Origin of the sequence: Aurantimicrobium sp. MWH-Uga1 (genome assembly GCF_003325955.1) — a bacterium.
Lineage (GTDB): Bacteria > Actinomycetota > Actinomycetes > Actinomycetales > Microbacteriaceae > Aurantimicrobium.
Map to the genome: position 1 here is coordinate 84,771 of NZ_CP030929.1, position 15,839 is coordinate 100,609.

At 52.3% G+C, this 15,839-nt stretch carries 14 protein-coding genes and 1 tRNA gene; 3 read left to right on the top strand and 12 right to left on the bottom strand.

The window, feature by feature from the left end; all coding sequences use genetic code 11:
• Positions 1–29: 29 nt before the first annotated feature.
• On the top strand, positions 30–3,590 hold the full coding sequence (gene metH, locus AURUGA1_RS00455; protein ID WP_114129658.1) for a methionine synthase: 3,561 nt from the start codon (positions 30–32) through the stop codon (positions 3,588–3,590).
• Between the two features lie 113 nt (positions 3,591–3,703).
• The gene (locus tag AURUGA1_RS00460; protein WP_114128407.1) at positions 3,704–4,189 is read left to right on the top strand and encodes a hypothetical protein; all 486 of its coding nucleotides are present in this window, start codon (positions 3,704–3,706) and stop codon (positions 4,187–4,189) included.
• On the opposite strand, the gene AURUGA1_RS00465 is transcribed toward AURUGA1_RS00460, so the two are convergent.
• From AURUGA1_RS00465 to AURUGA1_RS00475, 3 genes are read right to left on the bottom strand one after another with little or no spacing between them, the layout of a single operon-like run.
• Positions 4,186–4,956 carry an ECF transporter S component gene (locus AURUGA1_RS00465; RefSeq protein WP_114128408.1) on the bottom strand — a complete coding sequence of 257 codons (771 nt, stop codon included), beginning with the start codon at positions 4,954–4,956 and terminating at the stop codon, positions 4,186–4,188. The genes AURUGA1_RS00460 and AURUGA1_RS00465 overlap by 4 nt on opposite strands.
• Positions 4,953–6,764 carry an ATP-binding cassette domain-containing protein gene (locus tag AURUGA1_RS00470; RefSeq protein WP_162784014.1) on the bottom strand — a complete coding sequence of 604 codons (1,812 nt, stop codon included), beginning with the start codon at positions 6,762–6,764 and terminating at the stop codon, positions 4,953–4,955. The genes AURUGA1_RS00465 and AURUGA1_RS00470 overlap by 4 nt, the downstream gene beginning before the upstream one ends.
• 35 nt (positions 6,765–6,799) lie before the next feature.
• Positions 6,800–7,312 (bottom strand): hypothetical protein, encoded by a 513-nt coding sequence (locus AURUGA1_RS00475; RefSeq protein WP_114128410.1) that lies wholly within the window; start codon positions 7,310–7,312, stop codon positions 6,800–6,802.
• A 106-nt stretch (positions 7,313–7,418) separates the two neighbouring features.
• Between AURUGA1_RS00475 and AURUGA1_RS00480 the strand changes: the two genes are divergently transcribed.
• Positions 7,419–7,793 carry a hypothetical protein gene (locus AURUGA1_RS00480; RefSeq protein WP_114128411.1) on the top strand — a complete coding sequence of 125 codons (375 nt, stop codon included), beginning with the start codon at positions 7,419–7,421 and terminating at the stop codon, positions 7,791–7,793.
• Here AURUGA1_RS00480 and AURUGA1_RS00485 read toward each other — a convergent pair.
• The 9 genes from AURUGA1_RS00485 to AURUGA1_RS00520 form a co-directional block, all read right to left on the bottom strand.
• Entirely contained in the window at positions 7,790–8,401 is a 612-nt protein-coding gene (locus tag AURUGA1_RS00485; RefSeq protein WP_114128412.1) for a hypothetical protein, read from the bottom strand. The two genes, AURUGA1_RS00480 and AURUGA1_RS00485, sit on opposite strands and share 4 nt — an antisense overlap.
• Positions 8,402–8,445: 44 nt before the next feature.
• A complete protein-coding gene (locus AURUGA1_RS00490) occupies positions 8,446–9,705 on the bottom strand; it encodes a chloride channel protein (RefSeq protein ID WP_114128413.1) in 1,260 nt (419 codons plus the stop codon).
• A 76-nt stretch (positions 9,706–9,781) separates the two neighbouring features.
• A tRNA-Ser gene (locus AURUGA1_RS08020) sits at positions 9,782–9,871 on the bottom strand.
• Between the two features lie 97 nt (positions 9,872–9,968).
• Positions 9,969–10,529: a TetR/AcrR family transcriptional regulator gene (locus tag AURUGA1_RS00495; protein ID WP_114128414.1), complete on the bottom strand. Its 561-nt coding sequence runs from the start codon at positions 10,527–10,529 to the stop codon at positions 9,969–9,971.
• 47 nt (positions 10,530–10,576) lie between these two features.
• A complete protein-coding gene (gene hemL, locus AURUGA1_RS00500; protein WP_114128415.1) occupies positions 10,577–11,887 on the bottom strand; it encodes a glutamate-1-semialdehyde 2,1-aminomutase in 1,311 nt (436 codons plus the stop codon).
• Entirely contained in the window at positions 11,884–12,858 is a 975-nt protein-coding gene (gene hemB, locus AURUGA1_RS00505; protein WP_114128416.1) for a porphobilinogen synthase, read from the bottom strand. The genes hemL and hemB overlap by 4 nt, the downstream gene beginning before the upstream one ends.
• Positions 12,855–13,601 carry a uroporphyrinogen-III synthase gene (locus AURUGA1_RS00510; protein WP_114128417.1) on the bottom strand — a complete coding sequence of 249 codons (747 nt, stop codon included), beginning with the start codon at positions 13,599–13,601 and terminating at the stop codon, positions 12,855–12,857. Before AURUGA1_RS00510 ends, hemB begins: the two co-directional genes overlap by 4 nt.
• Complete coding sequence (gene hemC, locus AURUGA1_RS00515) at positions 13,598–14,524, bottom strand: hydroxymethylbilane synthase (RefSeq protein ID WP_205214650.1); 927 nt, start codon at positions 14,522–14,524, stop codon at positions 13,598–13,600. The genes AURUGA1_RS00510 and hemC overlap by 4 nt, the downstream gene beginning before the upstream one ends.
• The gene (locus AURUGA1_RS00520; RefSeq protein WP_162784015.1) at positions 14,517–15,770 is read right to left on the bottom strand and encodes a glutamyl-tRNA reductase; all 1,254 of its coding nucleotides are present in this window, start codon (positions 15,768–15,770) and stop codon (positions 14,517–14,519) included. Before AURUGA1_RS00520 ends, hemC begins: the two co-directional genes overlap by 8 nt.
• Positions 15,771–15,839: the final 69 nt, after the last annotated feature.

Sequence of the window (15,839 nt, forward strand, 5' to 3'; positions counted from 1 at the left end):
CCCAGCTTCCCGATCGCTCCAAGGCGCTGATGGACGCGCTCTCTAAGCGCGTCGTCATCGCTGATGGCGCCATGGGAACCATGCTGCAAGATCACAACCCAAGCCTGGAAGACTTTCAGCAGCTCGAGGGGTGTAACGAGATACTCAATGTGAGCCGCCCGGATATTGTCACCGCGGTTCATGATGCCTACTTCGAAACAGGAATTGATTGTGTTGAAACCAACACCTTTGGTGCCAACTGGTCCAACTTGGGTGACTATGGCATTGAAGATCGAATCACTGAGTTAGCACAGGCCGGGGCAGAAATAGCTCGAGCAAGCGCTGAAAAGTTTGAAGCCCAAGATGGTCGCATGCGATGGGTGCTGGGATCAATGGGGCCGGGAACAAAACTTCCCAGCCTGGGTCACACCACTTATGCCCACCTCAAAGCAACATTTGCTGAAGAAGCAGTCGGACTCATCCGCGGTGGGGCTGATGCTTTCCTAGTTGAAACCTCTCAAGATCTGTTACAAACCAAAGCTGCGGTTAACGGTTGTAAGCAAGCCATCGACGAAGAGGGCATCAAGCTCCCCATTTTTGTTGAGGTCACCGTGGAGACCACCGGAACCATGTTGATGGGTTCCGAGATTGGTGCAGCACTGACGGCCCTCGAGCCGCTAGGCATTGACATGATCGGGTTGAACTGCGCCACCGGTCCTGCCGAAATGAGCGAGCACCTCCGTCAACTGTCGAAGAATTCCACCGTTCCGGTCATGGTGATGCCCAACGCAGGTTTGCCAGAACTCACCGCCGATGGTGCTCGCTATCCACTTGGGCCAGAAGAGTTGGCAACCGCTCACGAACAGTTTGTGAAAGAGTTTGGTCTTGCTCTGGTTGGTGGATGTTGTGGGACAACTCCCGCACACCTCAAAGCTGTGGTTGACCGTGTTGGTGGGATGAAACTCTCGCCACGCAACCCTCAGCATGAAGCAGGTGTGGCAAGCCTCTACCAGCACGTCCCGTTTGACCAGGACAACACCTTCCTCGCTATTGGCGAGCGAACCAATGCCAACGGCTCCAAAGCGTTCCGTGAAGCGATGCTTGAGGGTCGTTGGGATGACTGTGTCGAGATTGCCCGAAAGCAAGTTCGTGACGGTGCCCACCTTCTTGATGTGTGCGTGGACTACGTCGGTCGCGATGGCACCGATGACGCCCGCGAAATCGTGTCACGATTCGCGAGTGCGTCGACGCTGCCATTAGTCATCGACTCCACAGAACCTGCCGTGCTGCAAGCGGGAATGGAACTAATTGGTGGTCGCCCAGTTGTGAACTCGGTCAACTTCGAAGATGGCGATGGACCTGATTCTCGTTTTGGCAGAATTATGCCGCTGGTGAAAGAACACGGCGCAGCCGTGATTGCTCTGACCATCGATGAAGAAGGTCAGGCACGCACCACTAAAGACAAAGTGCGCATTGCGAGTCGTTTGATTGACACCCTCGTTAACGACTGGGATATGCGCGTAGATGACATTATCGTTGATGCTCTCACCTTCCCCATCGCAACCGGTCAGGAAGAAACCAGGCGCGATGCCATTGAAACTATCGAAGCCATTCGCCAGATCAATGCCAAATACCCGGGGATTCACACCACATTGGGTGTCTCCAACGTTTCCTTTGGTTTGAACCCCGCCTCGCGTGCTGTGCTCAACTCGGTTTTCATCCACGAGGCAGTCGAGGCTGGCCTCGACTCTGCCATCGTGGATGCAGCCAAGATTGTTCCCCTGGCTTCCATCCCTGAGCAGCAGCGCAAAGTCGCCCTGGATTTGGTCTGGGACCGGCGAGAATACGATGCTGAGGGAAACCTCACCTATGACCCACTTGCCACCATGTTGGATCTCTTTGATGGTGTTGATTCAGCCAGTTTGAAAGATGCGCGTGCTGCAGAACTTGCCGCGCTTCCTGTGGGAGAGCGCCTCGAGCGCCGCATTATTGACGGCGAATCGAAAGGCCTCGACGAGGACCTCGACCTCGCCCGCGCCGAAGGTACTTCAGCACTCGACATCATCAATAACCACTTGCTGGCTGGCATGAAGGTGGTCGGTGAGCGCTTTGGTAGCGGTGAAATGCAGCTTCCATTCGTGCTGCAGTCCGCAGAAGTGATGAAGACCGCTGTGGCGTTGCTCGAACCTCATATGGAAAAGAGCGACGAAGCGGGCAAGGGAACCATCGTCCTGGCCACCGTCCGTGGTGACGTTCACGACATTGGTAAAAACTTGGTGGACATCATCCTCACTAACAACGGCTACGACGTCATCAATATCGGCATCAAAAAAACCATCAACGAAATCATTCAGGCTGCGGAAGAAAACAATGCTGATGTGATCGGGATGAGTGGTTTGCTGGTGAAGAGCACCGTGGTGATGAAAGAAAACCTTGAAGAACTCACCAGCCGTGGTTTGGGAACCAAGTGGCCCGTCATTCTCGGTGGTGCTGCCCTGACCCGAACTTTCGTAGAGGATGATTTAGCTTCTATGTTCGATGGCACCGTGCGATACGCACGCGATGCCTTCGAAGGTTTAGCCCTGATGGAACCACTGGTTGCCATCAGTCGTGGTGCTGATCCTGACAGTGTTGGGCTACCTCAACTCAAGAAGCGTATTCACAAGCAGAGCCTGCTGGAAGTAACCGAACCTGAGAACATGCCAACCCGTTCGGATGTGGCATTGGATAATCCCGTCCCCACACCACCATTTTGGGGAACACGCATCGTCAAGGGTATTGCGCTGGCTGATTATGCGGCTTTCCTCGATGAACGTGCCACGTTCATGGGGCAGTGGGGTCTCAAACCCAGTCGCGCCGATGACGGAGCCAGTTACGACGAGTTAGTCGAGACCGAAGGTCGCCCTCGCCTGCGTTACTGGCTTGATCGTATCCTTGCCGAGGGCATGATGGATGCCTCGGTTGTCTATGGTTACTTCCCTGCCGTGTCTGAAGGAGATGATCTCGTCATCCTCAACCACGGCGATGATCCTCAAGGAATTCTGGGCCAACCAGGACTTTTAGCACCAGATGGGGGCTCAGAGCAGCTTCCAGGCGGGGGAGCCCTTGGCACTGACCGCCTGCGATTTACCTTCCCACGCCAACGTCGTGATCGTCACTTGTGCCTCTCTGACTTCGTCAAGTCTCGAGAAAGCGGCCACGTAGATGTTGTGGGATTCCAGCTGGTCACCGTTGGTGCCACTGTCGACCAGTTCACCGCCAAAATGTTCGCAGAAAACGCATACCGCGACTATATGGAGCTCAACGGTTTAGCAATGCAGCTCACTGAGTCGTTAGCGGAGTTCTGGCACTCCCGAATGCGCGAAGAACTGGGATTCAAGGCTGAAGATCCTGATGATCTCGCAGGAATGTTCAAGCTCAACTACCGAGGTGCTCGCTTCTCCCTGGGATACCCCGCATGCCCTGATATGGAAGACCGCCGCAAGGTTGTTGAGTTACTACGGCCAGAACGTGTAGGCGTTGAACTGTCCGAAGAACTGCAGTTACATCCAGAACAGTCCACCGACGCTTTTGTATTCCACCACCCCGAGGCTAAATACTTCTCCGTCTAACTGAGAAACCTTCGGAGAGGGCAATTGATGCCCAACACCCAATAATTCGCATATGTCAAAATATGTACATAATAAATACACAAAATTATGTACATATTTACTACACTCTAGACATGTGGTACTCAAACCCCGATGTCATCGTCAGTGTTGCCGATGCTAGAGAGAATATTTCGAAGATTTTGAAGACTTTTCGGGCAGACCCGAATGCTCTTCCTGTGGTTTTGGGTGCGCACCGCAAACCTGAAGCGGTCATCGTTCCCTACAAGGACTACATAGCTGGCCGGAGGGTTCTTCAAGGCGGATCTGGCAACGTCAGTATGGAAGCCCTTGGCGAAATGAGCGAGGTTCTCCACAAACTGGCTGCCATGAACAACATCGATGAGTTGGCCATCTTTGGGCCCGCACTAACAGACTCACTGACAGAAAATGATCCTCTCGACATGTTGGTGGGACCTAGTGCTCAGGCCACATATTTTGACCTGGTGCAGTTTGCCACCGAGATGGAGTTGGTTCTGCGCAGGTTTGTCAACGTTGTCAACCGCGACGGATTACACCCCATCTCGGATGCACACATCCTCGAAGAAGCTGTGTATATCTAGAGTTTTGCTCGACGCAGGGCTTTCAAAGCCGGGGCACCAATGAGGGCAAGTCCGATTGCAGTTGTGATGGCGCGAACAGTGTCCCAGGTGAGGGTTGACGTCAGGAGCGTATAAACCACAAAATGGCTGAGGTTCTCAAACAGGCTGCCACCTGGAACGTAACTGATATCTGTTGCTGGCCCTACGCCAAATGGCCAGAACCAGAGGTTCATGATCGCGCCGAATAGATACGAGGCGCATACGCCGTAAAGCACCAGAACCACAATTTCTTTGCGACGGGATGATTTATCTGTGGGCGGGGTACTTCGCCCAGGCAGCAACCCAGCACCTGCACCCACCCAGCCGGCAGCAAACATTTGGAAAGCGGTCCACGGACCAAATCCGCCCCACAGCACAGAAGACAGTGCGATGGTGAGCATGCCGAGAAGAAAACCAAAGCGTGCACCAAAAGCACGACCGCCCAGAATCAGCACAATAAAGACAGCTTCAAAACCTCCCACTCCCGTGCTGGCAATGCGCACGGCTGTGCCCACGGCGGTCAGCAAACCCAAGAGGGCAAGAGTTTTGGAACTAGTAATGCTGCCATCAAGAATCAGCGACATCACGACAACCAGCAGTGGAACAACAGCAAAGACAACAAAAGGAACGGCGGCTTGGGTTTGGGTGGGAAGAGCAGAAGTGAACAGTGGCCAGGCAAAAGCAGCAAGTGCCAGGAGCGAGGCTGCCACCATAAGGCTCGTTCTCGTTGAACTCAGTCGCGTCATCATGCGTTCACCTGCTCGGGGTGAATTAGTGTTCCCTCGGCCACGGTGAAGATTTGCGCGTGAAGACTGCGCGCAAATTCACCATCGTGCGTAGCAAAAACCACAACAGTTCCCGTTTCGGCAACACAGCGCAGAACCTCTGCCATGGCAGAGCGTGAGTGAGGATCTAAACCTCGAGTGGGTTCGTCAATGGTGATGACACCTGGTTTCCAACTGAGTTGAAGAGCAATAGCTAGAGCACGTTGTGTTCCCGCAGATAAGTCACGAGGATGTGTTCTCAACAACTCCGGCGATAAAACATCACGAGATAACAGAGAGCGGAAGGTGAGCTTGGTCAGTCCCGTGTTGGCAGGAACACCAGCAATCTTGTCGGCATACTCAAGTTCTTCCGCCAAGCTTTCGGTCATGAACAGCCAAGAGGCCTCTTCGGGAACAGCTGCGATTCGGCTGACCTTTTGTGTTGCAGGAAGGGTCGATAGGTCTGTTCCCAACACTTCCACCACTCCAGCGGACTGTGTGTTGCTGAGTGCAGTTAGGAGCGATGTTTTTCCCACTCCGTTTGCGCCAGTGAGCGCGATGATCTCTCCCGTGCGTGCAGTGAAGGTGACATCACTCAAGACCTTCTTTTCACCGTGAGTAACTTCTAAGCCGTTGACGGCAAGAACCTGATCGGAGCTTGTCAACGGAAAAGTACGAGCAGGAAAGCTTGAAGCAGGAACAAATTTTCCTTCGGTAACTTTTCCAGCTTCAAGCACGAGCCAGCGAGGATCGAGACTCTCTAAAGCAGAAGTGTGGTGTTCAGAGAGCACGATGGTCATACCTGCGGCGCGGAGGTGATCCAGAATGTCGATGAGCTCAGACACTGACGCAGAATCAAGATCTGCTAGCGGCTCATCAAGTAACAGAATGTGGGGTGATGTCGCCAGTGCACTCGCGAGAGCCACCCGAGTTGCCTGACCAGCTGAGAGCATATCCACAGGTACGTCTGCATAGTCACAAAGACCATATATACCCAGGAGCTCTTCAATTCGGGAAGGAATGATTTCCTTGGTTTCACCGTGGAGGCGAAGAGTGTATTCCAGTTCTTCCCGTGCCGTGGATGCGGTGAAACTGAGGCGAACATTTTGGGGAACAAAACCAATGAGCTTTGCGGTGTCGCGCGGCGGTACATGAAGGCGGTCAACGCTACCCAGGCTGAGAGTACCTGTAGCTATGCCCGCATGGAAATGCTGGCTGAGGCCAGCGATGCTCTCTAAAAGAGATGTTTTTCCAGACCCTGTTGCACCCGTCAGCACGGTCACAGTGCCTGGGGCAAAAGAAACGGAAACATTGTTCAACACGGTGTGATTACCGAAGCTCAGAGAATATTCATCGAATGTGATGGGACTTGGAGTGGCCTCGCGAAGCTGTTCTTGCGAAGCAAAACCTTTAAGTTCCATTGCGGCAGCTGCGGCGACTGACTTTTCAACGGTGTGCTCGAGCACGGGAACGACCACGGCAAAACGAGAGGAGATTCCGCGCAGGGTTCGATACGTGTTGATCTTCTTTACTTGAGCAAGCAACGTGGGGAAGCTTGCCAACGCAATCATCAGCGCTGTTCCAACAGAACGCGAATACTTCAATCCTGAAAGGGAGATCAGCAGCTTCCTGAAGTCAATGAGAGAGCTCAATAAACCGCAGGCAATGATGACGGCCGCAAAAGGGAGGGCAAGCAGTGCCGCTTGCCCCACAGCGGTCCAACTGAATGATCCAAAGAGCAGGCGATAAATAATACGCAGTGCAATAAAGAAGCCGGCAAACGACAGACTCACCCACAAGGGTGTCCATCGTGAGCGACCGGGCAACATTATTCGCTCACGGGAGTGGGGGTGCTGTCACCGGTGGTGAAAACCAACCCGAGAGACTCACCCTTCTTGATAGTGAGATCGCCCAAACCAGACTGGGCATATTCCCACTGGCCGCCGGCAGATGATTTCTGCCACAGCGCCCAGTAGGCAAATGCGGGAGGCATATCTGCACAGGATTCAATAAATTCTGCTTGACCTTCAACAACAACTGGTTCAGTCGGAGAGGGCAGTCCATTGACTCGGCAGACAATCGCGTCGCCGTAGGTAGCTGTTCCTTCGGTTTCGAACCCGGCCTCGTGAACAACATCGATTGCTTTGGCGGAGTCACCAGAGATATCAACACAGGTCGTACTTCCGGTTCCATCGAGAACACCAAAGTTCACAACGACTTCAACGCCGTTGCATCCTGAAGTTTCTTCAGGGGTTGTTACGGCCGGGGCCGAAGAGCAGGCGGTGAAAGTGAAGGCAAGCAGCAGACCACTGGTTACCAGAAGAGCGCGGGGGATAGACATGGGTTCTCCAGAGATAAATACAGTACGCAGCTGGAGGCTTCCTTTGATGTGCGCGGTGGTATTAGTTTATCCAGACCGCTGAGGCACTATTGCGTAGAGTAAAGATATGACTGAACACGAACTACTTGAGCTGTGGAACAAGGCTCGTTTCCACATAGTTGTTTCTCAATTTGCGCCAACCTTCTTGCTCATTGTCACCGTGGGCCTCATTACCCTCGGCTTAGCATCAGCACCGCTGTTCCTCACCCTGGCAACAGTCGGAATTTTGCTTGCTTCTGGAATTTTGGGTGCGCTTGCTCAGTACTCCAGCGCAACACAAGCACAAGCTATCGCAGAAGATTTGGCAGCGGTGAAGAACCCATCAGCAGCAACTCGACAGGTTATTGCTTTTTCACAATGGCTCAACGTTGTTCGTTTTGTGACGCCAACAATCTTTGTGTTGATTTTCTTACTGCTAACAGCAGTTTTGCTTGTGGGCTAGAACCCGAAGTCTCCAAAATCACCAAAACCGGCGTCACCGAATCCGGCATCTCCCATACCAGGGTCGCCAAATCCTCCATCAGCTGAGATGGTTTCATTTGCGCCAAAATCTGAACCAGGATCGCCACCAGTGTCAGCACCTGCCGTGTCAGCTCCCATATCCATGGGCATGAAGGCAGTCATCAAACTTGATGCGATGACATAACCGGCAACGCTTCCCAGAAGCGAGCTAGCAAACATGGATCCAAAACCAGGAGCTGCACCTGCTTGTCCCAGTGTGCGTTCCATCGTTCCAGGCTGACGCATTTCAGAACGTGTAGCTGACACTGCCAGAGCACGTGGCTCCTCGCTCAGGGGAGCCTCCCCAGCAGGTGCGTCTGCACTGAGCTGGGTGTAAAGCATGTGACGCTGTTCGGGGGTGAGCTTGCTAAAAGCTTCCTCATGCACCTGTTCTATTGCTTCAGGGGAAGCCGTGCGCAGCAGGTAGCGGTATCGCTCAACAGCTATCTCGTCTTCGTTGCGAGCAGCACTCGCCTGACGAACCTGCTGTGTGGTGCGACGATATTCTTCGTCTTGGTTAGTTCCAAAGAGTTTGTCGAGAAATCCCATGGCAACAATGTATGGCGAATTGCTGAAAGATTGCCGAAAGATTCTTAGGAGTGAGCTGGTGTCTCCCGGGGAGCCCGAGCATCTGCCATCGCCCGGATAATGAAACCGACCACAGCGCCGGTAATGGCTATGGGAGCTATAGCTTCCCCGGCGCCACCTATCAGCACTGCGGCAAGAAGAGCACTAGTTGCAGGTAGTTTCAGAAAAGCTGCAGAAGCTCCAGCAATACCTGCAGCCGCAAATGCGCTCACAGGTGAGCCAGGGAAATGAAGGCTTACCAGCACTCCCACCGCAACACCCAAGAAGGTGATGGGGAAGATAGGTCCGCCACGGAAACCTGAGCCCAAGGTCAGGGAATAGATTGCTGTCTTGGCCAGCAGCACAACAATCACCACAACCACAGAGCTCTCGGCAATGAGGCCAGACATTCCGCTGTTTCCGCTAAAGAGCAGCTGGTTGAGTGGAACACCAAAGTAAGACTGTCCAACAAATACCAGCGCAATGATGATGGCAACAGAAATAAACAGTGTAGGAGCAAACATCTTGTCAGAGAAGGCTTGAACACGACCACCCAAGGCACGGGTAGACAGTGCAATCAGTCCGGCCAGCACAGCGACCAACACTGCTCCAAGAAAATCGCCGGGGTTGATGGTGGTGTAGTCAGGAATTCCGTGCACAGCTAGTGGGTGCCCCGCGAAGCCAGGAAAATTCCAGATACCTATTTGCACGACATAACTTGCCGCCAAGGCTGTCATTACGGGGATGACTAACACGTAGGGGACAACTCCCAGGGCAGCAAATTCCAAAATCATGAACGCAGTAATAAAGGGGTTACCGAAAACTGCACCTATGGCTGCAGCACCGGCAATAAACATCGCCGCTTTCCTGGTCTGCTCGTCTTTATTGCGGGTGAATACAAACGCAAGGCTCGTGCCCAAGATGATCAGTGGCGCCTCAGGACCTAGTGATGCTCCTGCAATCAAACTCACAAACGCAGTGAGCAAGATGGCTGGAGCGAAGCCACCAGGAGTATCAAAGTGGAACCCCGTCAACGGGCCAGGGCCTGCATGACCAGGCATCTTGCGAATGAAGATAATCAACACCGCAGCAACGATTAAGAAGATTCCTGCAAGCCACCAGGGTGCTTCGGTGAATCCCAGTGCGTGAGGAATGACCCCGTACAGAAACTCTTGGCCAAGCTCGACAAGCGTGAGAAAAGCCGTTGCAGCTAACGCCGCAAGAACACCAAAGATGGCGGGCATGACTAAAAGTGAGAGGAGCTGTTTCCCCGGAGAAGTCTTCATTCCTTCATTGTGGCGGGAAAGTTGACGTCATACTCCAAAAAACACAAAAGCCTCCGAATAAATCAGAGGCTTCCAGTGGTGGCTCCGACGGGCGTCGATCCCGTGACCTCACGATTTTCAGTCGTGTGGAGGACGATTCTGATGAATGAGTTTCAGTTACAAACCCATATATTACCTATTTCTATGGTGCTACTCGTTGACTTCAGTCGGGTTTGTTCTGAGGGTTTTATGGGCATCGACAATTCAGTTTCAAACAAGGATTGCTATAGCTCGGCTTCAATACCGGCAATGACAAATTTCTCTAAAGACGCTGCTTCAGTAATGAAAGGCTTTCCTGAATCTATTCGTTCTGCAGCAGAGGTTATCGCAGCAAAAATTAGGCTGACCTGAGAAGAAGGATCCTCGATACCCAACTCTTTTAGTGGCGAGATAAGGCTCGTAAGAAAGTAGCCGTGCATTGCCATTAGTTCGCCACGTTGTTCTTCACGCAGATTTTTGACGGAGATTTCTCTGACGACGCGGTGTTCTTTACTTGCCATGTGGGCGAGGGAGTAGTGAATCCACAGACGCACTTGTTCCATTGGCTCTTGTTCGGCCGAGACAATACGGTCGATCTCATTGCTGAGATCTGCCATGTCGTTGATGAGTAGTTCACCAAGAATGTTTTCTCGGGAGGAGAAATACTGATAAATCGCAGGACGTGACAATCCAGTTACTTGAGCGATTCGCGCCATGGAAATTCCCTCAATGCCGGATGAATCTAGCAACTCGAGAGCAGCCGTCAAAATCGCGTCTCTGCGGATATCTGCAATCGGGGAAATCATGATGGTTAATCCTATAAGCGTGCGGTTATAACGCTTTCAGTAATTTCTCAGCTTGAGCGCAGTTTCACTTGTTGCGCAGCGACTGACGCTGCCTTGGCAATTTTGTCCACGTCGTCATCTGTCAAAGCACCGGAGACAAACCACGCCTCAAATGCCGATGGAGGTACCGAAATTCCCTGTTCAAGAAGCGAATGGAAGAACACCGCAAATGCCGAAGTGTCCTGCTTTTTTGCATCATCAAAGTTACTGACGTTTTGAGAAGTGAAGAAGAAGGAAAAGAGGTTTCCCGCCTGCTGAAAACTGTGTTCGACATCTGCTGCGGTTAAGGCATTGGAGATAGCGGAACCCACTTCACGAGCTCTGGAATCAAGTGACAAATAAAGCTCAGAGTCACACAGTTCTAGCGTTGCCAGACCGGCAGTGGTGGCCACAGGGTTACCGCTCAGTGTGCCTGCTTGGTATACAGAACCGCTTGGGGCGAGAAGTTCCATGACGGAAGCAGAGCCACCCACGGCAGCCAACGGCATACCTCCGCCAATGACCTTGCCGAAGGTAAAGAGGTCAGGAGTCCAGGCTTCTTCAAGCCCAAACTTTCCCCACCATCCACCGTGAGAAATACGGAAGCCCGTCATGACCTCATCCAAGATGAACAGCGCACCGTTTTTCTTCGTGATATCCGAAAGGAATTTGTTGAAGCCTGGCGAAGGTGGAACAACGCCCATGTTGGCAGGAGTTGCTTCGGTGATGACAGCGGCAATGTCAGAACCTCGCTCAGCGAAGAGTCGATTCATGGCCTCAACATCATTGAAGGGAACAACAATGGTGTCTTGGGTTTGTCCTTGGGTGACTCCTGGAGAGTTGGGTAATCCAAGGGTTGCAATTCCGGAACCTGACTGAACCAACAAGGAATCACTGTGACCGTGGTAGCAGCCCGCAAACTTCACAATGAGATTGCGACCGGTTGCTGCACGAGCAAGACGAACAGCTGTCATCACAGCTTCTGTTCCGGAGGAAACAAAACGCACACGCTCACAGGCAGGAACGCGGGCAGCAATTTCTTCCGCGAGGAGTACTTCGCCGGGGCCTGGTGCACCAAAAGAGAATGACTTCTCCATTGCTGACTTCACACGGCTCACAACATGAGGATGTGCATGTCCCACAATCATGGGACCCCACGAACCCACAAGGTCCACGTATTCGTTGCCGTCAACATCCCAGATCTTTGAGCCTTCGCCCTTAACGAAGTAGCGAGGAGTGCCACCTACCGATTGAAATGCGCGAACAGGTGAACTCACGCCCCCAGGAATAATGCGCTGGGCACGGTTGTGCCATTGGAGAGAAGTCTCAAAAGTGGTCATGATTGCTCTTTCAGTTTTTGGGCAAATTCAAGTGCCCAGTAGGTGCAGATAATGTTTGCTCCAGCTCGCTTGAGGGCATAAAGCAGTTCGAAAATGGTTGCCTCGCGTGGGATTACACCTTGGGCAGCTGCTGTTTCAACCATGGAATACTCCCCCGAAACCACATAGGCGGCCACTGGCTTGGAAGAAAGTTGCGCTGCCTGGGTGAGAACATCCATATATGCGAGTGCAGGTTTCACCATCACCATGTCTGCGCCCTCTTCAAGGTCCAAGAGAATCTCTTCTGCACCTTCTTTGGTCCGACGGAAGTCTTGTTGATAGGTTTTGCGGTCGCCTGAGAGTTGTGATTCAACAGCGTTTCGGAATGGCCCATAGAAGTTCGAGGCATACTTAGCGGCGTAGGCAAGGATTCCTGTGTTTACAAACCCACGAGCATCCAGGCCAGCACGAATAGCTGCTACCTGTCCGTCCATCATTCCGCTGGTTCCCAGAAGATCAGCTCCTGTTTCTGCAAGGACTGATGCCATCGCTATGTAGTGCTCAAGCGTCGCATCATTATCGACAGCACCCGAGGAGTTCAACACTCCACAATGGCCGTGATCGGTGAACTCATCCAGGCACAAATCCGCCACAAGAACAAGCGCATCTCCCACGTGCTCACGTGCTGCTTTGATAACTCGAGACAAGATTCCCTCGGAGAGGCATGCCTGACTTCCTGTCTCGTCTCTATGCTCTGGAACAGCAAAGAACATGACAGAAACAATTCCGGCGGCAATCGCGTCATCGAGGACGTGAAGGAAAGTTTCTTCAGTATGTTGGAGCACCCCAGGCATTCCTTTGATCTCCCGTGGTTTAGTAATCCCCTCTTTCACAAAGACGGGGAGCATGAGATTCTTTGGGCTTAATGTGACATCTGCAACGAGCTCGCGCATCGCTGGGGTAGTCCGGAGCCGACGTGGGCGGTTAATCATGAACTGTGTGCTTTCAGATATTCGGAGATGGTCAAAGCAACAGTTTCAGGGCTTGGGTCAGCTGATACCGCAGATACGTTCAGGCCCAGTACCTCGGCTTGGGTAGCTGTTGTGCGCCCAGCACAAAACACTGGAAGATCAACATTTCCGTTGAAATCAACGAACGCTCGCGCAGCGCTAGGGGAGCGGAGCAGCACAGCGGAAATCTGACCTCCAGCGATTTGCTCAACAGATGCAGGAAGATGTGTGACGGCTTCCGTCGCGTAAATCACTTCTTCAATGAGCTCAAATCCCCGTGTAATGAGGGTCCGTGAGAGAGACTTCATCGCTATTGAGCTGGAGGGAATGATGACCGGACACGGTTCTGTTTGCGCAATAACCGCCGCTAAAGACTGTGAGTCTGCTTCCAGGGCACGAAGTACATTCACCGCTCCCACGTCACGCAATTGCTGTTCTGTTTGAGCACCGATGGCAGCTAATCTAAGTTCAGGTTGTGACTGAATAATCTGTGGAAGTTCATCCGGATTAAGTTCGGCCTGAAAAAAGGACAACGCATTAGTCGACGTAGCGACGAGCCATTTCTTTCCCGGCGCAATTAATGCGTCGCGCATTCGTGCGACACCCACTGGGTTATGCGCCTTGGTAATGCTCAGATAGGGGTCGACAATGCTCTCGATTCCATACGTGGCAAGCGCTGATTGATCAACATCATTTCTATTAGCACGGATGAGGAGGATGCTCATTTCCACGCCACCCTTTCTGCGATAGGGCTTACCTTCAACCGGGAAGCAATCTCCAGACCTAATTCGCTTGCCTGAGAGTATTCATCTATCCCAAGCTCAGCGCTAAGTTCTACTCGCTTGGACTCTCCGGTACTTTCCACAGACAACTCTGCACGGAGGGTGAGGGTTCCCTGATCCCACGAGGCCCAAGCTCCAATTGCTGTGGCGCAACCAGCATCGAGACCAACTAAGACGTGACGTTCTGCAGTGACAATGAGTCGAGTCTCTCTGTCATCGAGAACAGCGAGGAGCTCTCGGATCTCAAAATCTTCAGAGCGGCATTCAATAGATAACGCGCCTTGACCCGCTGCCGGGATGAAGTCCGTGTTGTCAAAGATTTCACACACCACATCTGCCCGTCCGATACGGTTCAGCCCTGCCATGGCGAGCAGGGTGGCATCGAACCCTCCCTGTTCCACCTTGGCAATTCTGGTATCGATATTTCCACGGATGGACATCACGGTCAGATCGGGTCGTAACTGCCGAATACGTGCTGTGCGTCGGGGTGAAGAAGTTCCGATGACAGCCCCTGCAGGCATTTGCATGAGCGTGATATTTCCTCGGCTGATGAAACCATCTCTCGAATCTTCACGGAGAGGAATACAAGCTGTGTCAATTCCTGGAAAGGGCTGAGCGGGGAGATCTTTCATCGAATGCACAATGAAGTCGACTTCATGCGAGAGGAGTGCATCGCGTAAAGCCGAGACGAACAGACCCGGAGTCTTTGCTTGATTGAGCGGTTCGGTGCTGATATCGCCCTGCGTCTGGATCAGTACTTCCTCAATCTGAAGATCGGGATACTTCAGGCATAGCTGGGAGGTAAAGAGTCGGGTCTGGGTGAGAGCCAAAAGACTTCCTCGGGTGCCCACACGTAATTTAGTCACGCTCATTCACCTCGATGTTGAACAGGAGTCGAACAGCATTGATGTAGTCGTCGTGATTACCATCAACAGCGAGCTCTTTGGCCTTCACTGAGGGCGCATGCAAGATTGCATTTGTGACCTTGCGCAGGGACTTCTGCACTTCCTCGGCAGCTGAATTCCCGGACTTTCGTCTTACGCTTTCAATCTCTTCATCAACCCAGAGACCGATGTGTGAGCGGAGAGCGGCAACGACAGGATCAATGCTCCGAGACGCCATACTGTTTTCAAAATTCGTCACAGCAGTATGAATTATTTCTCTTGCAGTGAGGACAGAATCAATGTGTTCTTGAGGAGCCCGATGTTTGATCTGCTCAAGATCAATCACACTCGTATGCTCAAGTTGAGAAACTTCGGGCGCGACATCTTTCGACAGTGATACATCGATGAGGACTAAATCTGGCTTGCCAGATCGGTGGGCGAGTACTTCCTGTGCAAGAGTTACATCGACGGCATACCCAGTTGCGCCACTTGCGCTAACGATGAGATCTACCTCTGCCATGACCTGGACAAGTTGGTCTTTGCTCACGGGAGTTGTTTCATGGTTTTCTGAAAACTTCTCTGCCCGTCCCGCACGTGAATACACAAAGATGTTGTCAACGCCGAGTCGTTGAATTGCCGCAGTAACTACTCTGGAATATGCACCGGTTCCAATGAGGAGAACGGACTTCCCGGCAATTCCACCCAGCTCTTCTGAAGCGATTTCTAGCGCCGTCATGATGACCGAACGTCCCGAAGCGCCGAGACCAGTTTCTGTCATCACGGCCTTGGAGACAGATGCTGCGTTTTGGAACAAATGGTTCAAGTTTTTGGAGACAAAGCCACGCTGATGCGCTTGTGTGAGTGAGCGTTTTACTTGGCCTGATATTTCTTCTTCGCCCACAATCATGGACTCAAGTCCTGATGCCACAGAAAACAAGTGCTGGGAAACACTATCGCCATAGAGGACCTTCAACATCGAGGTCACCACGTCAGTAGGAACTCCTAAAGCTTTTGCGACGACAGATGTGACGTAATCCAAAGAGTCGTGAAAAGACTCAGCTTCGAAATAGATCTCAAAACGGTTACAGGTCGCCAACACGACAACCCCTTCAAGAACAGAATCGCTCGGACTCAGGGCATTTAGTACCTCTGCCGATGCTGATTCAAACTTCTCGAGATCAGTTAACGGGGTGTCGTGGAAGTCAGTTCCTAAATAGACGAGTGCCACAAAGCTCAAGATAACAACAGGCCTTCTGACACCGTGTCAGCTTTTCTGATCGCACCGCTCTAGAGAATA